The sequence below is a fragment of the Streptomyces sp. NBC_01352 genome (assembly GCF_036237295.1).
Classification (GTDB): Bacteria; Actinomycetota; Actinomycetes; order Streptomycetales; family Streptomycetaceae; genus Streptomyces; species Streptomyces plumbiresistens.
On sequence record NZ_CP108354.1, the window covers coordinates 7,908,665 to 7,930,721 of the forward strand.

Annotated in this window: 17 protein-coding genes; 12 read left to right on the top strand and 5 right to left on the bottom strand. The window is 69.1% G+C overall.

Features of this window, described 5'->3' with window-relative positions; all coding sequences use genetic code 11:
- Positions 1 to 149 precede the first annotated feature (149 nt).
- Both OG252_RS36435 and OG252_RS36440 read left to right on the top strand, forming a co-directional pair.
- A complete protein-coding gene (locus tag OG252_RS36435; protein ID WP_329341541.1) occupies positions 150 to 3,281 on the top strand; it encodes an efflux RND transporter permease subunit in 3,132 nt (1,043 codons plus the stop codon).
- 114 nt (positions 3,282 to 3,395) lie between these two features.
- A complete protein-coding gene (locus tag OG252_RS36440) occupies positions 3,396 to 5,606 on the top strand; it encodes a protein kinase domain-containing protein (protein WP_329341543.1) in 2,211 nt (736 codons plus the stop codon).
- Positions 5,607 to 5,624: 18 nt separating this feature from the next.
- On the opposite strand, the gene nadA is transcribed toward OG252_RS36440, so the two are convergent.
- Positions 5,625 to 6,821 (bottom strand): quinolinate synthase NadA, encoded by a 1,197-nt coding sequence (gene nadA, locus OG252_RS36445; RefSeq protein WP_266440768.1) that lies wholly within the window; start codon positions 6,819 to 6,821, stop codon positions 5,625 to 5,627.
- Positions 6,822 to 7,083: 262 nt separating this feature from the next.
- On the opposite strand from nadA, the gene OG252_RS36450 reads away from it, so the two are divergent.
- Complete coding sequence (locus OG252_RS36450; RefSeq protein ID WP_030596804.1) at positions 7,084 to 7,440, top strand: iron-sulfur cluster assembly accessory protein; 357 nt, start codon at positions 7,084 to 7,086, stop codon at positions 7,438 to 7,440.
- Positions 7,441 to 7,525: 85 nt separating this feature from the next.
- Here the strand turns inward: OG252_RS36450 and OG252_RS36455 are convergent, their stop codons facing one another.
- Both OG252_RS36455 and OG252_RS36460 read right to left on the bottom strand, forming a co-directional pair.
- Positions 7,526 to 9,439, bottom strand: coding sequence for a hypothetical protein (locus OG252_RS36455; RefSeq protein ID WP_443068509.1), 1,914 nt, complete (start codon positions 9,437 to 9,439; stop codon positions 7,526 to 7,528).
- A 237-nt stretch (positions 9,440 to 9,676) separates the two neighbouring features.
- On the bottom strand, positions 9,677 to 9,886 hold the full coding sequence (locus OG252_RS36460) for a hypothetical protein (RefSeq protein WP_266440779.1): 210 nt from the start codon (positions 9,884 to 9,886) through the stop codon (positions 9,677 to 9,679).
- A 158-nt stretch (positions 9,887 to 10,044) separates the two neighbouring features.
- On the opposite strand from OG252_RS36460, the gene OG252_RS36465 reads away from it, so the two are divergent.
- On the top strand, positions 10,045 to 11,019 hold the full coding sequence (locus OG252_RS36465; RefSeq protein WP_266440783.1) for a carbohydrate kinase family protein: 975 nt from the start codon (positions 10,045 to 10,047) through the stop codon (positions 11,017 to 11,019).
- Here the strand turns inward: OG252_RS36465 and OG252_RS36470 are convergent, their stop codons facing one another.
- Complete coding sequence (locus OG252_RS36470; protein ID WP_329341551.1) at positions 11,020 to 12,396, bottom strand: cysteine desulfurase/sulfurtransferase TusA family protein; 1,377 nt, start codon at positions 12,394 to 12,396, stop codon at positions 11,020 to 11,022. It abuts the gene before it with no gap.
- 272 nt (positions 12,397 to 12,668) lie between these two features.
- On the opposite strand from OG252_RS36470, the gene ctaC reads away from it, so the two are divergent.
- From ctaC to OG252_RS36490, 4 genes are all read left to right on the top strand, one after another.
- Positions 12,669 to 13,628, top strand: coding sequence for an aa3-type cytochrome oxidase subunit II (gene ctaC / locus OG252_RS36475; protein ID WP_266440790.1), 960 nt, complete (start codon positions 12,669 to 12,671; stop codon positions 13,626 to 13,628).
- On the top strand, positions 13,625 to 15,367 hold the full coding sequence (gene ctaD / locus OG252_RS36480) for an aa3-type cytochrome oxidase subunit I (protein WP_266440794.1): 1,743 nt from the start codon (positions 13,625 to 13,627) through the stop codon (positions 15,365 to 15,367). The genes ctaC and ctaD overlap by 4 nt, the downstream gene beginning before the upstream one ends.
- On the top strand, positions 15,364 to 15,762 hold the full coding sequence (locus OG252_RS36485) for a cytochrome c oxidase subunit 4 (protein WP_266440798.1): 399 nt from the start codon (positions 15,364 to 15,366) through the stop codon (positions 15,760 to 15,762). The genes ctaD and OG252_RS36485 overlap by 4 nt, the downstream gene beginning before the upstream one ends.
- 130 nt (positions 15,763 to 15,892) lie before the next feature.
- A complete protein-coding gene (locus OG252_RS36490) occupies positions 15,893 to 17,155 on the top strand; it encodes a L,D-transpeptidase (RefSeq protein ID WP_266440802.1) in 1,263 nt (420 codons plus the stop codon).
- A 10-nt stretch (positions 17,156 to 17,165) separates the two neighbouring features.
- Here the strand turns inward: OG252_RS36490 and OG252_RS36495 are convergent, their stop codons facing one another.
- Complete coding sequence (locus OG252_RS36495) at positions 17,166 to 17,567, bottom strand: hypothetical protein (RefSeq protein WP_266440804.1); 402 nt, start codon at positions 17,565 to 17,567, stop codon at positions 17,166 to 17,168.
- Between the two features lie 189 nt (positions 17,568 to 17,756).
- Between OG252_RS36495 and ctaE the strand changes: the two genes are divergently transcribed.
- The 4 genes from ctaE (at position 17,757) to qcrB (ending at position 21,942) form a co-directional block, all read left to right on the top strand.
- The gene (gene ctaE, locus OG252_RS36500) at positions 17,757 to 18,377 is read left to right on the top strand and encodes an aa3-type cytochrome oxidase subunit III (protein ID WP_266440806.1); all 621 of its coding nucleotides are present in this window, start codon (positions 17,757 to 17,759) and stop codon (positions 18,375 to 18,377) included.
- 63 nt (positions 18,378 to 18,440) lie between these two features.
- Positions 18,441 to 19,250 carry a cytochrome bc1 complex diheme cytochrome c subunit gene (gene qcrC / locus OG252_RS36505; protein ID WP_266440808.1) on the top strand — a complete coding sequence of 270 codons (810 nt, stop codon included), beginning with the start codon at positions 18,441 to 18,443 and terminating at the stop codon, positions 19,248 to 19,250.
- Positions 19,247 to 20,305, top strand: a complete 1,059-nt coding sequence (gene qcrA / locus OG252_RS36510; protein WP_266440810.1) for a cytochrome bc1 complex Rieske iron-sulfur subunit — start codon at positions 19,247 to 19,249, stop codon at positions 20,303 to 20,305. The genes qcrC and qcrA overlap by 4 nt, the downstream gene beginning before the upstream one ends.
- Positions 20,302 to 21,942: a cytochrome bc1 complex cytochrome b subunit gene (gene qcrB / locus OG252_RS36515; RefSeq protein WP_266440812.1), complete on the top strand. Its 1,641-nt coding sequence runs from the start codon at positions 20,302 to 20,304 to the stop codon at positions 21,940 to 21,942. The genes qcrA and qcrB overlap by 4 nt, the downstream gene beginning before the upstream one ends.
- Positions 21,943 to 22,057: the final 115 nt, after the last annotated feature.

Here is a 22,057-nt window from a genome sequence, read left to right on the forward strand (position 1 = left end):
GTAGGGGCCGCATAAGGAAATGGACCTGGGGGCTAGGGATCACCGCCTCTGGATGGCTCAGGGTGTAGGGGCGGGCGCTCATCTGTGCGGCCGTAGCCGCTTACAGAAGCCCGAACTTCTGCCGCTCACAGAAGAGAGATCCCTGACCCATGTCCTGGCTGTCGAGATTCAGCCTCGCGCAACGGGCCCTGATAGGCCTGATGTCCGTCATCGCACTCGCGTTCGGCGCGATCGCGATCCCGCAGCTGAAGCAGCAACTCCTGCCCAGCATCGAACTGCCGGTCGTCTCGGTGATCGCGCCCTACCAGGGCGCTTCCCCCGACGTCGTCGAGAAGCAGATCGTCGAGCCCATCGAGGACAACCTCGAGGCCGTGGACGCCATCAGCGGCGTCACCTCCACCGCCGGCGAGGGCAACGCCGTGATCATGGCGTCCTTCGACTACGGCAACGACACCCAGCAGCTCGTCGCCGACGTCCAGCAGGCCGTCAACCGGGCCCGGGTCCAGCTCCCGGACGACGTGGACCCGCAGGTCGTCGCCGGCTCGACGGACGACATCCCGACCGTCGTCCTCGCCGTCACCTCCGACCAGGACCAGCAGGCGCTGGCCGACCGGCTCGACCGGACCGTCGTACCGGATCTGAAGGCCATCGATGGCGTCGGACAGGTGACGGTCGACGGTGTACGGGACCTCCAGGTCGCCGTCACGCCCGACGACGCGAAGCTCGCCGAGGCGGGCCTGAACACGCAGGCCCTCACGCAGGCGCTCCAGGCGGGCGGCGCGACCGTCCCGGCCGGCTCCTTCGACGAGGACGGCAGCAACCGGACCGTCCAGGTCGGCGGCGGCTTCACCTCGCTGCGGCAGATCCAGGACCTGATGGTCACCAGCCAGGGCACGTCGGCGAAGAAGCCGGTCCGCCTCGCCGAGGTGGCCACCGTCGAGGAGCAGCAGGCCACCGCCGACTCCATCACCCGCACCGACGGCAGGCCGAGCCTCGCCGTCAGCGTCACCATGGACCACGACGGCAGCGCGGTCGCCATCTCGAACGCGGTCGAGGACAAGCTGTCCGACATGCGCGAGGACCTCGGAGCGGGCACGTCCGTCACCGTCGTCAGCGACCAGGGCCCCGCGGTCTCCAAGGCCATCGAGGGCCTGACCACCGAAGGCGCCCTCGGCCTGGTCTTCGCGGTCCTCGTCATCCTCGTCTTCCTGGCGTCGATCCGCTCGACGCTGGTCACGGCGGTCAGCATCCCGCTCTCCGTGGTGCTCGCCCTGATCGTGCTGTGGACGCGGGACCTGTCCCTGAACATGCTCACGCTGGGCGCGCTGACCATCGCCATCGGCCGGGTCGTCGACGACTCGATCGTGGTCCTGGAGAACATCAAGCGGCACCTCGGCTACGGCGAGGAGCGCGAGGACGCCATCCTCAAGGCGGTCCGCGAGGTGGCCGGCGCGGTCACCTCCTCGACCCTCACCACGGTGGCCGTGTTCCTGCCGATCGGCCTGGTCGGCGGCATGGTGGGCGAGCTGTTCGGCTCGTTCAGCCTGACCGTGACGGCGGCCCTGCTGGCCTCGCTGCTGGTGTCGCTGACGGTCGTACCGGTCCTGTCGTACTGGTTCCTGCGCGCCCCGAAGGGCACCCCCGAGGACGCGGCGGAAGCCCGCCGCGCGGCGGAGGAGAAGGAGGCGAAGAGCCGCCTCCAGCGCCTCTACGTCCCCGTCCTACGGTTCGCCACCCGCCGCCGGCTGACGAGCGTGGCCCTCGCGGCCGTGGTCCTCGTGGGCACCTTCGGCATGGCCCCGCTGCTGAAGACCAACTTCTTCGACCAGGGCGAGCAGGAAGTCCTCACCGTCAAGCAGGAGTTGAAGCCGGGCACCAGCCTGGCGGCCACCGACGTGCAGGCGAAGAAGGTCGAGAAGCTCCTCGCCGACACCAAGGGCGTCAAGGACTACCAGGTCACCATCGGCTCGTCCGGCTTCCTGGCGGCCTTCGGCGGCGGCACGGACTCCAACCAGGCGTCCTACCAGGTGATGCTGGAGGACTCGGCGTCGTACGAGGACGTCCAGGACAGCATCGAGGACGGCCTGCGCCAGCTGTCCGGCATCGGCACCACGACCGTCGCCGCCGGTGACGGCTTCGGCAACCAGGACCTCAGCGTGGTCGTGAAGTCCGCCGACGCCGAGGTGCTGCGCGAGGCCGCGGAGCAGGTCCGCAAGACCGTCGCCGGCCTGGACGACGTCACGGACGTCACCAGCGACCTGTCACAGAGCGTGCCGCGCATCTCGGTCAGGGCCAACTCCGAGGCGGCCGCCGCCGGTTTCAACGACCAGACCCTCGGCGCGGCCGTCACCCAGGCGGTACGCGGCACCACCGCCGCCAAGGCGGTCCTGGACGACACCGAGCGCGACGTCGTCATCAAGTCGGCGAAGCCGGCCCGGACGCTGGCGGAGCTCAAGGCCCTTCGGCTGGGCCCGGTGAAGCTCGGCGACATCGCCACCGTGGAGCTGGTCGACGGCCCGGTCTCGATGACCCGCATCGACGGTCAGCGCGCGGCCACCATCACCGCGAAGCCGACCGGTGAGAACACGGGCGCGGTGAGCGCGGACCTGACGGCCGAGCTCGACGCCCTGAAGCTCCCGGCGGGTGCCACGGCCGAGATCGGCGGGGTCTCGCAGGACCAGGACGACGCGTTCAAGAACCTGGCCCTGGCGATGCTCGCGGCGATCGCGATCGTCTTCATGCTCCTGGTCGCGACCTTCCGTTCGCTCGCCCAGCCGCTGATCCTGCTGGTCTCCGTCCCGTTCGCGGCGACCGGCGCGATCGGCCTGCTGGTGGTCACGGACACCCCGATGGGCGTCCCCGCGATGATCGGCATGCTGATGCTCATCGGCATCGTGGTGACGAACGCGATCGTCCTGATCGACCTGATCAACCAGTACCGCAAGCAGGGGTACGGCGTCGTCGAAGCGGTCGTCGAGGGCGGCCGCCACCGGCTGCGCCCGATCCTGATGACGGCCCTGGCGACGATCTTCGCCCTGCTCCCGATGGCCCTGGGCGTCACCGGCGAGGGCGGCTTCATCGCCCAGCCCCTCGCGGTGGTCGTGATTGGCGGCCTGATCACGTCGACCCTGCTCACCCTGCTCCTCGTTCCCACGCTCTACGCGATGCTGGAGCTCCGCAAGGAGCGCCGGGCGAAGAAGCGCGAGGAGAAGCGGGCGCGGAAGGCCGGGGAGTCGTCCCGGCAGGCGCCGTCGGACGAGCCGGAGCACGCGTCCGTCTGATCCGTCCGGACAGGCCGGGCGGCGAACCCCCATGGTTCGCCGCCCGGCCTTGCCCGTTTCCCCGTTACGTATCCTGTGGCCCGAACGGCTTTGCGGGGGAAGGGAATTCGGAAGGTGCCACTGCACAAGGACGACCCGAGGTCGGTCGGCGGGTACAAGCTGGTCGACCGCCTCGGCGCCGGCGGCATGGGAGCCGTCTACCGGGGCAGATCGCGGTCGGGCCGCGAGGTCGCCGTCAAGGTGGTGCACGCCCAGTACGCCGAGGACGCCGTCTTCCGCACCAGGTTCCGGCAGGAGATCGAGGCCGTCCGCAAGGTGAGCGGCGCCTTCACCGCCCCGGTCGTGGACGCCGACCCGGACGCGGCCCGGCCCTGGATGGCGACCCAGTACGTGCCCGGAAGCTCGCTCGCCCAGCGGATCCGCGACCGGGGCGCGCTCCGCGGCGGCGAACTGCGGCAGCTGGCGCTGGGTCTGGTGGAGGCACTGAGGGACATCCACCGGGCCGGTGTGGTGCACCGGGACCTGAAGCCGGCGAACGTCCTGATGGCCGAGGGCGGCCCCCGCGTCATCGACTTCGGCATCTCCCGCGCGGCGGAGAACCACAACACGCTCACCGAGACCGGCCAGATGATCGGCACCCCACCGTTCATGTCCCCGGAGCAGCTCACCGACGCCCGTACGGTCGGCCCGGCCTCCGACGTCTTCTCGCTCGGCGCGCTGCTGGTGTACGCCACGACCGGGCGGGGCCCGTTCGACACCGACAGCCCCTATCTGACCGCCTACCGGGTGGTCCACGACGAACCCGTGCTGGACGGGGTGGGGCAGCCGCTGCGCGGGATCCTGGAGCGCTGTCTGGCCAAGGAGGCCACGCAGCGGCCCGGACTCGACGAGCTGGCCCGGGAGTTCGCCACCGCCCTGCCCGAACCGGACGCGGGCGACCTGGCCACCGTGTCGCTGCGCCTGCAGGAGCTGCCGGCCACGCCGGACACCCACCTCGGGACCCTCGCCGACGCGACGGTCGGCACCGGCACCGGCACCGGCCGCCGGAGCCGCCGTGTCCGCCCGCTGCTGGCCGCCACCGGCACGGTCGGCGCGCTCGCCCTCGGACTGACGGCCTATCTGATGCTCGGGCCGGGATGGGCGGAGAGCGGCGGCGGGACGGCCTCGCGGTGGTCGGCGCCGCCCAGCGGCTGGAAGCCGTGGGAGACGACGGTGTTCAAGACGGCGCCGCTCGGCGTCAAGCAGGCGCTGGGAGCGCAGGAGGGCCTGTTGTCGGGCGAGCCCGACTGTCTGCTGCACGAGGACGCCGTCTACTGCGTGGGCGAGAGCATCCTTCCGGTACGCCTGGACGCCCGGACCGGCCGGACCGTCTGGCGCGCCGAGGTCGCACCGTCCCGGATCGGGAGCGGGATGTACTCCGCCTCACTGCTCGGCGTCCAGGACGGCACGCTGCTCCTGCGCCAGTCCATCTCCAGCGAAGCCGCCGAGACCGACCCGGTCGACGTCTTCGCCCTCGACGTCGAGACCGGCGCCGAGCGGTGGCACCGCAGGGTGAACGACGCGGACCTCGAGCTGGTCCTGTCCGGCGACATCGTCCTGACCTCCGAAACCGGCCGGGAGGCGACGGCCCGGTCGCCGCGCACCGGCGCCGAGCGCTGGACCGCCCGGCTGCCCGCCGGCTACTACTGCTCGTTCATGACGGCCGGCGACGGGCTGTACGCGAACTGCAGCCCGGCAGAGGCCGATCAGAAGACCGCCCGGCTCCTGGAGGTGGACCGGACCGACGGTTCGGTGCGGACCCTGAACACCCCGGCCACCAGCGGCATCCTCGGCGCCCTCGACGACCGGCTGCTCCTGATGGAGATGGACGCGGAGGACCTGACGTACACCCGGATCCTGCTGGTGGACCCGAAGACCGGTGCGCGCACCTCGACGAAGCTGGCGGAAGAGTACGGGGACAACGTGACGCTGGCGGACAGCACCTTGTGGTTCACCGAGTCCGACGGACAGGTGACCGCCGTTTCGGCGCGTACGGGCAAGGAGCTGTGGAAGACCAGCACCAGCCTGGAACAACCGGGAGAAGCACGGTACGACCCGCGGGCCGGCGCCCTGTACATGGCCAGTGCCAGCGGCCGCGTCGCAGCCCTCGACGGCCGCCGGGGAACGGTGCTGTGGGAGACACTGCCGCGCACCAAGGCGGAGGTGTCCGGCCTGTACCAGCCCGAGGTGCTGCTCCACGAGGGCGCGCTCGTCGTGTTCACGCCGAACGGCACCGTCTTCAGCCTCGACCCCGCCCACCCCGAGCGGAAACCCGCCGCGGGATGAACGGGGCCGGGCAGCGGGCTACGGCAGCGCCAGCATCCGCTCCAGCGCCAGCTTCGCGAACGCCTCGGTCTCCTTGTCGACCTCGATGCGGTTGACCAGGTTGCCCTCGGCGAGGGACTCCAGGGTCCACACCAGGTGGGGGAGGTCGATGCGGTTCATCGTCGAGCAGAAGCAGACCGTCTTGTCGAGGAAGACGACCTCCTTGCCCTCGGGAGCGAAACGGTTCGCCAGGCGGCGTACGAGATTCAGCTCGGTCCCGATGGCCCACTTGGAACCGGCTGGGGCGGCCTCCAGGGCCTTGATGATGTACTCCGTCGAACCGACGTAGTCCGCCGCTTCCACGACCTCGTGCTTGCACTCCGGGTGGACCAGGACGTTCACGCCCGGGATGCGCTCGCGCACGTCCCGCACCGACTCCAGGCTGAAGCGGCCGTGCACCGAGCAGTGGCCCCGCCACAGGATCATCTTCGCGGCGCGCAGCTGCTCGGCGGTCAGGCCGCCGTTGGGCTTGTGCGGGTTGTAGAGGACGCAGTCCTCCAGCGTCATGCCCATGTCCCGCACGGCGGTGTTGCGGCCCAGGTGCTGGTCGGGCAGGAACAGGACCTTTGTCGAATTGGGCTCCCCCTGCTCGAAGGCCCACTCCAGGGCCCGCTGCGCGTTGGACGAGGTGCAGATCGTGCCGCCGTGCTTGCCGGTGAACGCCTTGATGTCCGCGGAGGAGTTCATGTACGAGACGGGCACGACCTGCTCGGCTATGCCGGCCTCGGTCAGCACGTCCCAGCACTCGGCGACCTGCTCGGCCGTCGCCATGTCGGCCATCGAGCAGCCGGCGGCGAGGTCGGGCAGGACCACCTTCTGGTCGTCGGACGTCAGGATGTCCGCGGACTCGGCCATGAAGTGCACACCGCAGAACACGATGTACTCGGCCTCCGGGCGGGCGGCCGCGTCGCGGGCCAGCTTGAAGGAGTCGCCCGTGACGTCGGCGAACTGGATGACCTCGTCGCGCTGGTAGTGGTGGCCGAGGACGAACACCTTGTCGCCGAGCTTCTCCTTGGCCGCGCGGGCGCGCTCGACCAGGTCAGGGTCGGAGGGCGAGGGCAGGTCGCCGGGACACTCGACGCCCCGCTCGCTCCTCGGGTCGGCCTCGCGGCCGAGCAGCAACAGGGCGAGCGGAGTCGGCTGTACGTCGAGCTCCGTGGTCTGGGCGGTGGTCACGTCACGCACCCTTTCTACTTTTCGTCGAACTGACGTTATCTATCATAACCCGCTTCACGTCACTTTGACGATGGTCATAACGTCGATGTGACGTGAATCCCGAATCCGGCGTTCCGGGCCCACCGGGGTCGCTGTTCGCTTCGGCGCGGGTGTGCGAGCATGAAGGAACAGGCGAAAGAAGTGCCCGGCCCGGAATGAATCCGCGGCCCCGATGGTTGCAACCGTCGGCAAGCAGTCTCCGTACAACCCGGGAGAGATGTAGATGTCCGTATCGGACGAGACCAGCACCGTCACCGACGGCATCATCCTGTCCGACGCCGCCGCGGCGAAGGTCAAGGCCCTGCTCGACCAGGAAGGCCGTGACGACCTGGCCCTGCGCGTCGCCGTTCAGCCCGGCGGCTGCTCCGGCCTGCGCTACCAGCTCTTCTTCGACGAGCGTTCGCTCGACGGCGACGTGCTGAAGGACTTCGGCGGTGTCAAGGTCGTCACCGACCGCATGAGCGCCCCGTACCTGGGCGGCGCCTCCATCGACTTCGTCGACACCATCGAGAAGCAGGGCTTCACGATCGACAACCCGAACGCGACGGGCTCCTGCGCCTGCGGCGACTCCTTCAGCTAAGCCCCACAGCTGAACTGCTGCTGAGTAGCAGGAAGGCGGCGGCCCCCTCCGACAGGGCCGCCGCCTTCGCGCGTCTCCGAGGCCTCTACCGCGCCCCGGACGTCTCCGGGAGCCGCGCCCCGGACTTCTCCAGCGGGATCCCCTTGCCGTCCGCGCCCACGACCTTGCGGGCGCCGAGCGGCTCGTCCAGCTGCACGGTCTGGTGGTACACCTTGGCGATCATGATGCAGACCTTGTCCGGCCAGGGCGTCTCGGTCACCGTGACCGTCACCTCGTCCGTGCCCTCGATCGCCGTCGCCTTGTAGTCGGCGCACACCCCGCCGGTGAAGCTCACGGTCAGCTCCGTCCCCTCGGCCGTGTAGCCCTCCACCCGGACGTCCCGGGTGGCCGGCGCGGCCGTCGGCTCGTCACCGGGCGACGTCGGCCGCGGGCTGGGCTGTGCGGACGCCGTCGTGGACGTCAGGTACTCCGGATCGACCGCCGGATGCGACACCTCGAAGGTGTCCTGCGCGCCCGTCGCCCGCACCTCGAACAGCCAGGACGGCACCAGCGCCTGCCGCCCGTCCACGGACTGCGACGCCAGCCCGAACACGGCCTTCTCGACCGTGATCGTCGCCTTCCGCTCCGCCTTCGGTGCGGTGCCGGACTCTCCGCAGGGGGCTTCCGCCCGGTCCTCCAGCGGTACGGGGCTGGCGCAGCCGCCGATGCCCATGCGGGGGTCGGTCCCCGGCGCCGCGTTCATCAGGCCCAGCGTCTTCTCCGCGCTCAGCACGGGGTACGTGTCGCCCTTCACCGGCGTCCGCAACTGGCCGTTGCCGCCCACCACCTCGCCCTGGGCGCCGACGGTGACGCCGGTCGTCCAGCCGTGGGTGGGCAGCCCGCCGACCACCGGATCGGCGTTCACGATCCGGTGGGCGCCCGCCACCTGACTCGCGTCCAGCTTCGCGTCGTCCTGACCCAAGGCCTTCAGCACGGGCGCGGCCGCCTGCTTCGCGACCGCCTCGCTCACCGGGTCGGCGGACGGGTCCACGGGGTCGCTCGCACACACGGTCTCGCTCTGGCAGGCATCGGGGCCGGCCGCGTACCGGTGGAACGTCCAGGTGCCCGGCGCCTGCCGGTCCACCTGCAGACTCGGCCCCGCCCCGTCCTTCGCCCCGACCTTCCAGGCCTGCCCCTGCAGCACCGGCTTCCCCTCGACGCCGAGCGCCTTCGCCAGCCCGGCCACCTGCTCCTCGCTGACGGTGCCGGCCGACCGGTACACGGGCGCCGAGCCGGGCCCCTTTGGGAGCGTGCCGTCGGCGCGGTAGGTGGCGCCGTACGGGTTGGGCTCGCCGGGCGCGATGCCGTTCGAGCCGGCGCCCTCGGAGTAGCCGTCGAGGGCGAGCGGCGGGGGAGTGCCGTCGCCGCCGGCCCCGGACGTCGCACGGTCGCCGGAACCCCCGGAGGCGGAGGTGGCGAGGTACGCCCCGCCACCCCCGACGAGCAGCACGGCGGCGGCCACGGAGGCGGCGACCAGGGTCGGGCGGCGCCGGGGTCGGTCATCGGCGTGGGGACCGTCGCTGTCGGACGCGGCGGCGTCCGGAGCCGGGGACGCGTGGGACTCAGGGGCGGCGGAGGAGACGTCGGTGTCGGGAGCCGGGGGCGCGTCGGTCTCAGAAGCCGGGGAGGCGCCGGTCTCAGGGGTGTCCGCGGAGGCTTCCTGCTCCGAGGGCGTCTCCTCGGTGGCTTCCGGGGCTTCCTCCGGCTCCGTTGCTGTCGCACCGGTTTCCGGGGCTTCCTCCGGCTCCGTTGCTGTCGCACCGGTTTCCGGGGCTTCCTCCGGCTCCGTTGCTGTCGCACCGGCTTCCGGGGCTTCCTCCGGCTGCGTTGCTGTCGCACCGGCTTCCGGGGCTTCTTCCCGCTCCGTGGCCGTCGCGTCGCCTTCCGGGGCTTCTGCCCGCTCCGGCTCACCCGATTCCCGGGCCTCCGGGGCGCCCTCCTGCGCGGCGGGCCCGGTGATGGCATCGGCGTCCCGCGGCGTACCGGCCTTCTCGGCGGCGCCGTCCTCCGGGCCGACGTCGTCGTTGTCGGGTCGCTCGGTGTTCACCGCATCGCTCCTTCGGCTGTGCATCTGTCCCGTAACCCTGACCCGACCCTGTCAAAGAAGTCGGCCCACGGGTCGTATCCCGCATCCCCTTTACGGGGGACGCCGATGGGACGCAGCGGGGGAGCGCGCGGTTCCCTTAAAAGCGCTGCCTCAGTCTCCGTACTCCGACATCGCGTCCAGCAGCCGCGCCGACGCCGGGGGCACGGTCACGCCGTGGATGAGCGAGGGGGAGACGGGAAGAGCTGTGATCCGGTCGGGAACCGCCCAGTGGGGAGCCATCCGCGCGCAGTCGCCGCGCAGCGACGCCAGGTCTCCGTCCAGGTCGGCCGGGACGGGAGCATGGACCTCGAGGTTCGTCATAACGGCACGGTAGGCACGGTCGAGCCGGCGAAGAAAGATCTACTATCGGGTAGTTTTGACCTCTTCAGTGCCCATCAGTGCCTCGCAGAGCCCCGCACCAACCCGATAGCGTGAACCGTCAACCCGCCCTCCCGTCTCCCCACAGGAGAGTCCACGCCGTGCGCATCGCAGTCACCGGCTCCATCGCCACCGACCACCTCATGACCTTCCCCGGCCGCTTCGCCGACCAGCTCGTCGCGGACCAACTGCACACGGTCTCGCTCTCCTTCCTGGTCGACAACCTCGACGTCCGCCGGGGCGGCGTCGGCGCCAACATCGCCTTCGGCATGGGCCAGCTGGGCACCGCGCCGATCCTGGTCGGGGCCGCGGGCTTCGACTTCGACGAGTACCGCGCCTGGCTGGACCGGCACGGCGTCGACACCGCCTCGGTACGCATCTCCGAGACGCTGCACACCGCCCGCTTCGTGTGCACCACCGACGCCGACCACAACCAGATCGGCTCCTTCTACACCGGCGCGATGAGCGAGGCCCGCCTCATCGAGCTCAAGACCGTCGCCGACCGCGTCGGCGGCCTCGACCTGGTGCTGATCGGCGCCGACGACCCGGAGGGGATGCTCCGCCACACGGAGGAGTGCCGCTCCCGGTCCATCCCCTTCGCCGCCGACTTCTCCCAGCAGATCGCCCGCATGGGCGGCGACGAGATCCGGATACTGCTGGACGGGGCGACGTACCTCTTCTCGAACGAGTACGAAAAGGGCCTCATCGAGTCCAAGACGGGCTGGACGGACGAGGAGATCCTGTCGAAGGTCGGCCACCGCGTCACCACCCTCGGCGCACAGGGCGTGCGCATCGAGCGGGCCGGCGAGGAGCCGATCGTCGTCGGCTGCCCGGAGGAGGAGCGCAAGGCCGACCCCACCGGCGTCGGCGACGCCTTCCGCGCCGGCTTCCTCTCCGGCCTCGCCTGGGGCGTCTCCCTGGAGCGCGCCGCCCAGGTCGGCTGCATGCTCGCCACGCTCGTCATCGAGACGGTCGGCACCCAGGAGTACCAGCTGCGCCGCGGCCACTTCATGGAGCGCTTCACCAAGGCGTACGGCGACGAAGCCGCCGCCGAGGTCCAGAAGCACCTCGCGTAGTCACGAGAGCCGGCGGACCACATAGGCCGAACCCCGGTCCGCCGGCTCCTCACCTACGTACTCCTGGCCCCGCATCTCGCACCACGCCGGGATGTCCAGCCGCGCGGCCTCGTCGTCCGAGAGCACCCGGACGAGGCCGCCCACCGGCACGTCGCCGATGACCTTGGCCAGCTCGATGACCGGGATCGGGCAGCGCTTGCCCAGGGAGTCGACGACCAGGGCGTCGTCACGTACGACCGCCTCGGCGACCGGCGCTCCCAGCTTCTCCCTGACCCCCGCCACCGCCCCCGGCAGCACCTCCAGGAACCGCTCCACGTCCTCCTGCGGTGTCCCCGGAGGCAGCGAGACCCGCACATTCCCCTCACTCAGCACCCCCATCGCCTTCAGCACGTGGCTGGGCGTCAGTGTGCTGCTCGTACAGGACGATCCGGACGAGACGGAGAAACCGGCGCGGTCCAGCTCGTGCAGCAGTGTCTCCCCGTCGACATAGAGACAGGAGAAGGTGACGACTCCGGGCAGCCGCCGCTCCGGATCGCCGACCACCTCCACGTCCGGCACCAGCCGAGGCACCCGGGCCCGGATCCGCTCCGTCAGCTCCCGCAGCCGCGCAGCCTCTTGCGCCGCCTCGGCCCGCACCGCTCGCAGCGAGGCCGCGGCCGCCACGATCGCCGGAATGTTCTCGAACCCGGCCGCCCGCCCCGACTCCCGCTCGTCCACGGGCCCTTGAGCAGCGAACCGCACTCCCTTGCGCACCACGAGCACCCCGACCCCCGACGGCCCGCCCCACTTGTGCGCGCTCGCCGTCAGCAGCGACCAGTCACCCTCGACCCGTCCCCACCCGAGCGACTGGGCCGCGTCCACCAGCAACGGCACCCCGGCCGCCCGGCACACCTCGGCGACGCCCGCCACCGGCTGCTCCGTCCCCACCTCGTGATTGGCCGACTGAAGACAGGCCAGCGCGGTGTCGGGCCGCAGAGCCTCCGCGTACGCCTCCACGGTCACCGCCCCCGACCGCAGCACCGGCACCTCGGTCACCGACCCGCCGTCCGCCTGGTGCACTTCGGCCGAATGGAGCACCGAGGAGTGTTCGACGGCTGACACGATCAGGTGACGCCCGACCCGCCGCCGCCCCGCGAGCGCCCCGGCGATCCCGGAGTGCACGGCCCGTGTACCGGAGGAGGTGAACACCAGCTCGTCCGGCCGACACCCGACGGCCTCGGCCGCGGCCTCCCGCGCCGCGTCCAGCAACATCCGCGCCCGCCGCCCCTCCCGGTAAAGCCGGGCAGGATCTGCCCACCCCTCGTCGAGCGAAGCCATCAGAGCCTGACGGGCGACGGGATGAAGAGGAGCGGAGGAAGCGGCATCAAGGTAGGACATACAGCAACGCTAAGCGCCCCGAAGGGGCGCGGGGAACTGCGCGAGAAACCACGTCGCACCCGTGGCCGCCAACTCACAGAACCTTCCGAGCTACTGGGCGCCCCGCACAACCCACGGCGAGTTGCCGACCCCTCCCCGCGCACCCCCAAATCGCGTCGGCTAGGGTTTGGTCCGCATAAACATCCAAACCCCTGCCCGACGCAGGGCGGCGACCGACCAGCGAGAAGGCCGCAGCTCAATCCGCGCGGGCGAGACTCTCGGGAAGGCGCTACGTGAGTCCCAACGGCTCCGACCGCTCGCCGCGGCGCCCGATGCGGCGGAAGCTGCTGCAGGCGATGACCGCCGGCCTGGTCCTGGCGACCGCGACCGGTTGCACATACAAGGACTTCCCCCGCCTTGGTATGCCCACCCCGACCACGGAAGAGGCTCCGCGGATCCTCTCCCTGTGGCAGGGCTCCTGGGCTGCCGCGCTCGCCGTCGGCGTGCTGGTGTGGGGCCTGATCCTCTGGAGTGCGTTCTTCCACCGGCGCACCCGCACCAAGGTCGAGGTCCCGGCGCAGACCCGGTACAACATGCCCATCGAGGCGCTGTACACGGTGGTCCCGCTCATCATCGTCTCGGTGCTCTTCTACTTCACGGCTCGCGACGAGTCCGAGCTCCTCAGCCTCAAGAAGAAGCCGGACGTCACGATCAACGTGGTCGGCTTCCAGTGGAGCTGGGGCTTCAACTACGTCGAGCCCGTCGAAGGCTCCACGGGTGACGCGAAGACCGACAAGAACCTGGACGCCATTCCGGACCGGTTCAAGGAGGACTTCCCGGCCAACGCGGGCGGCGTCTACGACGTCGGCACGCCCGGCACGCGGAACCCGCAGACCGGAAACCCCGGCCCGACCCTCTGGCTCCCCGAGGGCAAGACGGTCCGCTTCGTCCTCACCTCACGTGACGTCATCCACTCCTTCTGGGTGGTGCCGTTCCTGATGAAGCAGGACGTCATCCCGGGCCACACCAACGCCTTCGAGGTGACTCCCAACAAGGAGGGCACCTTCCTGGGCAAGTGCGCCGAGCTGTGCGGCGTCGACCACTCCCGGATGCTGTTCAACGTGAAGGTCGTCTCCCCCGAGCGCTACGAGCAGCACCTCAAGGACCTCGCCAAGAAGGGGCAGACCGGTTACGTTCCCGCCGGCATCGCGCAGACGAGCCACGAGAAGAACCGGGAGACGAACAACCTGTGAGCATCCTCAACGAACCCCAGGGTGCCGCGGCGGCGGAGCCCCACTACACGGACGAGCTGCCGGTCCGGCGCCAGAACCGTGGCAGCGTCGTGATCAAGTGGCTGACGACCACTGACCACAAGACGATCGGCACGCTGTACCTGGTCACGTCGTTCGCGTTCTTCTGCATCGGTGGCGTGATGGCGCTGTTCATGCGCGCCGAGCTGGCCCGTCCGGGCCTGCAGATCATGTCGAACGAGCAGTTCAACCAGGCGTTCACGATGCACGGCACGATCATGCTGCTGATGTTCGCGACGCCGCTGTTCGCCGGCTTCGCGAACTGGATCATGCCGCTGCAGATCGGCGCGCCGGACGTGGCCTTCCCCCGGCTGAACATGTTCGCCTACTGGCTGTACCTGTTCGGCTCGCTGATCGCGGTCGGCGGCTTCCTCACCCCGCAGGGCGCGGCCGACTTCGGCTGGTTCGCCTACAGCCCGCTGTCGGACGCGGTCCGCTCCCCGGGCATCGGCGCCGACATGTGGATCATGGGCCTGGCCTTCTCCGGCTTCGGCACCATCCTCGGCTCGGTCAACTTCATCACCACCATCATCTGCATGCGCGCTCCGGGCATGACCATGTTCCGCATGCCGATCTTCGTGTGGAACGTGCTGCTGACCGGTGTCCTGGTGCTGCTCGCCTTCCCGGTCCTCGCGGCCGCGCTGTTCGCCCTGGAGGCGGACCGCAAGTTCGGTGCGCACATCTTCGACTCCGCCAACGGCGGCGCTCTACTGTGGCAACACCTCTTCTGGTTCTTCGGCCATCCAGAGGTGTACATCATCGCGCTGCCGTTCTTCGGCATCATTTCCGAAGTCATCCCGGTGTTCTCCCGCAAGCCGATGTTCGGCTACATGGGCCTGATCGCGGCGACGATCTCCATCGCGGGTCTGTCCGTGACGGTGTGGGCGCACCACATGTACGTCACCGGCGGTGTGCTGCTGCCGTTCTTCTCCTTCATGACGTTCCTCATCGCCGTGCCAACGGGCGTGAAGTTCTTCAACTGGATCGGAACGATGTGGAAGGGGTCCTTGAGTTTCGAGACCCCGATGCTCTGGGCCACCGGCTTCCTGATCACCTTCACCTTCGGTGGTCTGACCGGTGTCATCCTGGCCTCGCCGCCGATGGACTTCCACGTCTCCGACTCGTACTTCGTGGTGGCGCACTTCCACTACGTCGTCTTCGGCACCGTCGTCTTCGCGATGTTCTCCGGCTTCCACTTCTGGTGGCCGAAGATGACCGGCAAGCTGCTCGACGAGCGCCTCGGCAAGATCACCTTCTGGACGCTGTTCATCGGCTTCCACGGCACCTTCCTGGTCCAGCACTGGCTGGGTGCCGAGGGCATGCCCCGTCGTTACGCGGACTACCTCGCGGCCGACGGCTTCACCGCCCTGAACACGATCTCGACGATCAGCTCGTTCCTGCTCGGCCTGTCGATCCTGCCGTTCATGTACAACGTCTGGAAGACGGCCAAGTACGGCAAGCCGGTCGGCGTCGACGACCCCTGGGGCTACGGCCGCTCGCTGGAGTGGGCGACCTCCTGCCCGCCCCCGCGGCACAACTTCCTCACCCTGCCGCGGATCCGCAGCGAATCCCCGGCGTTCGACCTGCACCACCCCGAGATCGCCGCTCTCGACCAGCTCGAGAACGCGCCTCACGGTGACAAGGCTCTGGCCGGCAACGGCGGCAAGGAGGCCGGCAAGTGAAGATCCAGGGCAGGATGTTCATCTGGCTGAGCGTCTTCATCCTCGTCATGGCGATCGTCTATGGCTACTGGTCGAAGGAGCCGGCCGGCACCACGGCCCTCTTCCTGGCGTTCGGTCTGTCCATCATGATCGGCTTCTACCTGGGCTTCACGGCCCGGCGGGTCGACGCGGGGGCGCAGGACAACAAGGAAGCGGACGTCGCGGACGACGCCGGCGAGGTCGGGTTCTTCAGCCCGCACAGCTGGCAGCCGCTCTCCCTCGCGGTCGGCGGCGCGCTCGCCTTCCTGTCGGTCGCGATCGGCTGGTGGCTGATGTACTTCTCGGCGCCGCTGATCCTGATCGGCCTGTGGGGCTGGGTCTTCGAGTACTACCGCGGTGAGAACCGCACCCAGTAGCACGAGCTGAGCTCAAAGGAGCCCGGACACTCCGTCAGGAGCGTCCGGGCTCCTGCTTTTGCCGCAATGCTGATCACTCGTACGAGTCACCCAGCGCGCCGCGCTTGACGAAGCTCCCTAGCGTGAAGTCATGAACCATGAACCCCGCACCCGTACCGTCGTCACCTGCACGTTTGTGGTGATCGCCCTCGGCGCGGGCGTCACCGCCTGCGGCAGCGACGACCACCCACTGTCCGCCTCGCCGTACGACGCGACGGACCAGATCGCCTTCAACGGCCCCACCGGAGACGGCAAGAAGGCCGACCCGGACAAGCCCATAGAGATCACCGCCGAGGACGGCGACGGCCGCATCACGGACGTCACGGCCAGGGACTCGGCGGGACGGTACCTGGCGGGCGAACTCTCCGCCGACGGCGGCCGCTGGCACAGCACCACCCCGCTGGCCGCCAACGCCCGCTACACGGTCCGGGTGAGCACCGAGGACGAGGACGGCGCGCCCGGCCGCCGGGTCCTCGACTTCGACACCAGCAAGCCCCTCACCAAGAAGCGCCTGAAGGTGACCTTCGGGCCCAAGGCGGGCACGTACGGCGTCGGCCAGCCCATCACGGCCGAGCTGAGCAGACCCGTCAAGGACAAGGCCCAGCGGGCCGTCGTCGAGCGCGCCCTCAAGGTCGACTCCATGCCCGCCGTGGACGGCGGCTGGCACTGGGTGGACGACAAGGAGCTCCACTACCGCCCCAAGGAGTACTGGCCCGCCCAGGCCACCATCCAGGTCCGCAGCAACCTGGACGGCATCAAGATCAGCGACCGGCTGTGGGGCGGCACGTCGAAACCGCTGAAGATCACCACGGGTGACCGCGTCATCGCGGTGACCGACGCCTCGTCCCACGTGATGACGGTCTACAAGAACGGCGAGGTGATCAAGGAGATCCCCGTCACCACCGGCAAGCCCGGCTTCGAGACCCGCAACGGCGTCAAGGTCGTCCTGGCCAAGGAGTACTTCGTACGGATGCGCGGCACGAGCATCGGCATAGCCGAGGGCTCGGCGGAGTCGTACGACCTACCGGTGTACTACGCCACCCGCGTCACCTGGAGCGGCGAGTACGTCCACGCCGCCCCCTGGTCCGTCGGCTCCCAGGGCTCCGCCAACGTCAGCCACGGCTGCACCGGCATGAGCACCGACAACGCCGCCTGGTTCTTCAAGAACGTCCGCGAGGGAGACCTCGTCGAGGTCGTCAACTCGGACGGCAACACCATGGAGAGCTTCGGCAACGGCTTCGGCGACTGGAACCTCGCCTGGAAGAACTGGCGCGGCGGCAGCGCCCTGCTGGCCGGCAACCCGGAGAGCTCGGGTCCCCAGGAGCAGGCCAGGCTGCGCCCGCAGAGCGTCTGAGACCGCTCCCCTAGGCGCTCAGAGCCTTCCGCTCCCGCAGCAGGGAAGCCAGCGCCGCCGCGAACTCCACCGGATCCACCGGCAGCGTCACAGCCGCCTCCGCACGGCTCCACGTGGCCAGCCACGCGTCCTGCGGCCGCCCGATCAGCAGCAGCACCGGCGGGCAGTTGAAGACCTCGTCCTTGATCTGACGGCACACCCCCATGCCCCCCATGGGCACGGCCTCGCCGTCCAGGACGCAGACATCGATCCCGCCCCTGTCCAGTTCCTTGAGCACAGCCGCCGGAGTGGCGCACTCCAGGAACTCGACGACGGGTACGTCGGGAGCCGGCCGCCTGCCGGTGGCCAACCGCACCTGCTCGCGGGTGTTGGAGTCGTCGCTGTAGACCAGCACCGTGGCGGTCGGCTGCATGCTTCCTCCGTGACGTCAGCGTCGTACGGGCCAAGACGGGCGGAGCCCGATGCGGCGGATGCTACTCCCTTGAACTGCCCGTCAACACCTGTTGGAACACCGCTTCGATGGGCCATACGGGCAGTACACACACTGCGAACGCTCCCAACGGCACCCCCGGGAGTGAGGGCGGGATAAGCGACCGACATAATGTCGGTCGTGGCGACAGCAACGACAGTAGAAACCGGGCACGCGCACCCGTCGGTCAACCGGCCGAACCTCACCAGCGTCGGAACCATCATCTGGCTGAGTTCCGAGCTGATGTTCTTCGCGGCCCTCTTCGCGATGTACTTCACCCTGCGATCGGTGACGGGTCCCGACCACTGGAAGGAGATGGCGCACAGCCTGAACCTTCCGTTCTCGGCGACCAACACCACGATCCTGGTGCTCTCCTCCCTCACCTGCCAGCTCGGCGTGTTCGCCGCCGAGCGCGGTGATGTGAAGAAGCTCCGGATGTGGTTCATCGTCACCTTCGTCATGGGTGCGATCTTCATCGGCGGTCAGGTGTACGAGTACACCGAGCTGGTCAAGAAGGACGGGCTCTCGCTCTCCTCCGACCCGTACGGCTCGGTCTTCTACCTGACCACCGGCTTCCACGGCCTGCACGTGACGGGCGGCCTCATCGCCTTCCTGTTCGTCCTCGGCCGCACCTATGCGGCGAAGAGGTTCACCCACGATCAGGCGACCGCGGCCATTGTCGTGTCCTACTACTGGCACTTCGTCGATGTCGTCTGGATCGGCCTCTTCGCCACGATCTATTTGATCAAGTAGCCGGGCCCGCTCCCGCACCTTCCAGAAGCATCGACGCAGAAGATCCTGACACCGGAGTAATCCGTGAAAAAGCTCTCCGCACGACGACGCCACCCGTTGGCGGCGGTCGTCGTCCTACTCCTCGCGCTGGCATGCACCGGGGGGCTGTACGTCCTGCTCGCGCCCACGAGCGAGGCGAAGGCAGACACAACCGCCCAGTCCCTGGCCATCGACGAGGGCAAGAAGCTCTACGCCGTCGGCTGCGCCAGCTGCCACGGCACCGGTGGTCAGGGCACCACTGACGGTCCGAGCCTCGTGGGCGTGGGCGCCGCGGCCGTCGACTTCCAGGTCGGCACCGGCCGTATGCCGGCCCAGCAGCCGGGCGCGCAGGTCCCGAAGAAGAAGAACATCTACTCGCAGGCCGAGATCGACCAGCTCGCGGCGTACATCTCCTCGCTGGGTGCCGGTCCGAACGTCCCGACCGAGGCGCAGTACGGCCCCGAGGGCGCCGACATCGCCAAGGGCGGCGAGCTGTTCCGCACCAACTGCGCGCAGTGCCACAACTTCACCGGCAAGGGCGGCGCGCTCACGCACGGCAAGTTCGCACCCGACCTCGAGGGCGTCTCCCCGAAGCACATCTACGAGGCCATGCAGACCGGCCCGCAGAACATGCCCTCCTTCCCCGACACCATCCTGTCGGAGCAGAACAAGAAGGACATCATCGCGTACCTCGACGCGGTCAACGGCGAGGACACCGAGAGCCCCGGCGGCCTCGAACTGGGCGGACTCGGTCCGGTCAGCGAGGGCCTGTTCGGCTGGATCTTCGGACTCGGCTCGCTGATCGCGGTCGCCGTCTGGGTCGCCGCTCGGACCGCAAAGGCCAAGAAGTCATGAGTAGCCAAGACATTCCAGAAGAGAACCTGCCCGCTGAGCAGGACCACACGCACGGTGCGGTGGGCGTCGCGGACGAGAAGAACCCGTTCGCCGACCCCGGACTGCCGCCCCACGAGCACCGCATCCAGGACATCGACGAGCGGGCCGCCAGGCGGTCCGAGCGTACGGTCGCCATGATGTTCGTGCTGTCGATGCTGGCCACCGTCGGCTTCATCGCCTCCTATGTGGCGATCCCGCACGACAAGGCGATCTACGTCTTCCCGATCGGGCACATCAACGCGCTGAACTTCGCCCTGGGTCTGACCCTCGGTGCGGCGCTGTTCCTGATCGGCGCGGGCGCGGTCCACTGGGCCCGCACCCTGATGTCCGACGAGGAGATCGCCGACGAGCGGCACCCGATCGAGGCGGAGCCCGAGGTCAAGGCCAAGGTCATGGCCGACTTCAAGCAGGGCGCCAAGGAGTCCGCGCTCGGCCGCCGCAAGCTGATCCGCAACACGATGTTCGGCGCGCTGGCCCTGTTCCCGCTCTCCGGCGTCATGCTGCTGCGCGACCTCGGTCCGCTGCCGGGCACCAAGCTCCGCCACACCCTGTGGTCCAAGGGCAAGCTGCTCGTCAACATGAACACCAACGAGCCGCTGCGGGCCTCCGACGTCGCGGTCGGCTCGCTGACCTTCGCCAAGCCCGAGGGCCTGGAGGAGCACGACCACGAGTTCCAGACCGAGATCGCCAAGGCCGCCCTGATGATCGTCCGGATCCAGCCGGACGACATCAAGGACAAGCGCGAACTCGAGTGGTCGCACGAGGGCATCGTGGCGTACTCGAAGATCTGCACCCACGTCGGCTGCCCGATCTCGCTGTACGAGCAGCAGACGCACCACGTGCTGTGCCCCTGTCACCAGTCCACCTTCGACCTCTCCGACGGCGCCCGGGTGATCTTCGGCCCCGCCGGTCACGCCCTGCCGCAGCTGCGCATCGGTGTGAACGACGAGGGCTACCTCGAGGCGCTCGGCGACTTCGATGAGCCCGTCGGTCCTGCTTTCTGGGAGCGCGGATGAGCACTGAGACCACCGCCAAGGACTCGCGTTCGCGCGAGAAGGCACCGGCCGGCGAGCGCGTCGCCGACTGGGCCGACGGCCGGCTGGGGATCTACTCCCTGGCCAAGGCCAACATGCGCAAGATCTTCCCCGACCACTGGTCGTTCATGTTGGGTGAGGTCTGCCTCTACAGCTTCATCATCATCATCCTCACGGGTGTGTATCTGACGCTGTTCTTCCACCCGTCGATGAACGAGGTGGAGTACCACGGCAGCTACGTCCCGCTGCAGGGACAGCTGATGTCCGAGGCGTTCAACTCGACCATGCACATCTCCTTCGATGTGCGCGGTGGTCTGCTGATCCGGCAGATCCACCACTGGGCGGCGCTGATCTTCCTCGCCGGCATGTTCGTGCACATGATGCGCGTCTTCTTCACGGGTGCGTTCCGCAAGCCCCGTGAGGTCAACTGGCTGTTCGGCTTCCTGCTGTTCGTCCTGGGCATGTTCACCGGCTTCACCGGTTACTCGCTCCCGGACGACCTGCTCTCCGGCACCGGTGTCCGCTTCATGGAGGGCGCGGTCCTGTCCGTGCCGATCGTCGGCACGTACCTGTCGTTCTTCCTCTTCGGAGGCGAGTTCCCGGGCGGCGACTTCGTGGCCCGCTTCTACTCGATCCACGTGCTGTTGCTGCCGGGCATCATGCTCGGTCTGGTGGTCGCCCACCTGATCCTGGTCTTCTACCACAAGCACACCCAGTTCGCGGGCCCCGGAAAGACGAACAAGAACGTCGTCGGCATGCCGCTGCTGCCGGTCTACATGGCCAAGGCCGGAGGCTTCTTCTTCCTGGTCTTCGGTGTCATCGCGGCCATCTCGGCGATCGCCTCGATCAACCCGATCTGGTCCATGGGCCCCTACCGCCCGGACCAGGTGTCCACCGGCGCCCAGCCCGACTGGTACATGGGCTTCTCCGAGGGCCTGATCCGTGTCATGCCCGGCTGGGAGATCAACTTCTGGGGCCACACGCTCGTCCTGGGCGTGTTCATCCCGCTGGTGATCTTCCCGCTGGTCCTGGTCGCGATCGCGGTCTACCCGTTCATCGAGTCCTGGGTCACCGGCGACAAGCGCGAGCACCACATCCTGGACCGCCCGCGCAACGTGCCGACCCGTACGGCCTTCGGCGTCGCGTGGATCACCTGGTACATGGTGCTGCTGATCGGTGGTGGAAACGACCTCTGGGCCACCCACTTCCACCTGTCGATCAACGCCATCACCTGGTTCGTACGGATCGCGTTCTTCGTCGCCCCGGTCCTCGCGTTCGTCATCACCAAGCGGATCTGCCTCGGCCTCCAGCGCCGGGACAAGGACAAGGTGCTGCACGGCCGCGAGTCGGGCATCATCAAGCGCCTGCCGCACGGTGAGTTCATCGAGGTGCACGAGCCGCTCAGCCAGGACGCGCTGCACACGCTCACCGCGCACGAGCAGTACGTGCCGGCGCAGATCGGCCCGACGGTCGACGAGAACGGCGTCGAGCGCAAGGTGAAGGGCTCCGAGAAGCTGCGCGCCAAGCTGAGCGAGGCGTACTACGGCGAAGAGGCCCAGATCCCCAAGCCGACCGTCGAGGAGTACAAGGAGATCACGAGCGGCCACGGCCACCACTGATCGCTGCGCTCGCCACGCGCGGTAGAGCTGGAGAAGGGCCCCGTCCGAAGACCGGACGGGGCCCTTTGCCGTGCCCGTCGCTGGATAGGGTGGACCCCGTCGAGATTCGCGTCCC

What these genes read in the sequence shown, in the direction of transcription:
- OG252_RS36435 (WP_329341541.1), top strand. Translation starts at nt 150, where the DNA reads ATGTCCTGGCTGTCGAGATTCAGCCTCGCGCAACGGGCCCTGATAGGC.
- OG252_RS36450 (WP_030596804.1), top strand. Translation starts at nt 7,084, where the DNA reads ATGTCCGTATCGGACGAGACCAGCACCGTCACCGACGGCATCATCCTG.
- OG252_RS36460 (WP_266440779.1), bottom strand. Translation starts at nt 9,886, where the DNA reads ATGACGAACCTCGAGGTCCATGCTCCCGTCCCGGCCGACCTGGACGGA.
- OG252_RS36470 (WP_329341551.1), bottom strand. Translation starts at nt 12,396, where the DNA reads ATGTCCTACCTTGATGCCGCTTCCTCCGCTCCTCTTCATCCCGTCGCC.
- OG252_RS36490 (WP_266440802.1), top strand. Translation starts at nt 15,893, where the DNA reads ATGAACCATGAACCCCGCACCCGTACCGTCGTCACCTGCACGTTTGTG.
- OG252_RS36495 (WP_266440804.1), bottom strand. Translation starts at nt 17,567, where the DNA reads ATGCAGCCGACCGCCACGGTGCTGGTCTACAGCGACGACTCCAACACC.
- ctaE (WP_266440806.1), top strand. Translation starts at nt 17,757, where the DNA reads ATGTCGGTCGTGGCGACAGCAACGACAGTAGAAACCGGGCACGCGCAC.
- qcrA (WP_266440810.1), top strand. Translation starts at nt 19,247, where the DNA reads ATGAGTAGCCAAGACATTCCAGAAGAGAACCTGCCCGCTGAGCAGGAC.
- qcrB (WP_266440812.1), top strand. Translation starts at nt 20,302, where the DNA reads ATGAGCACTGAGACCACCGCCAAGGACTCGCGTTCGCGCGAGAAGGCA.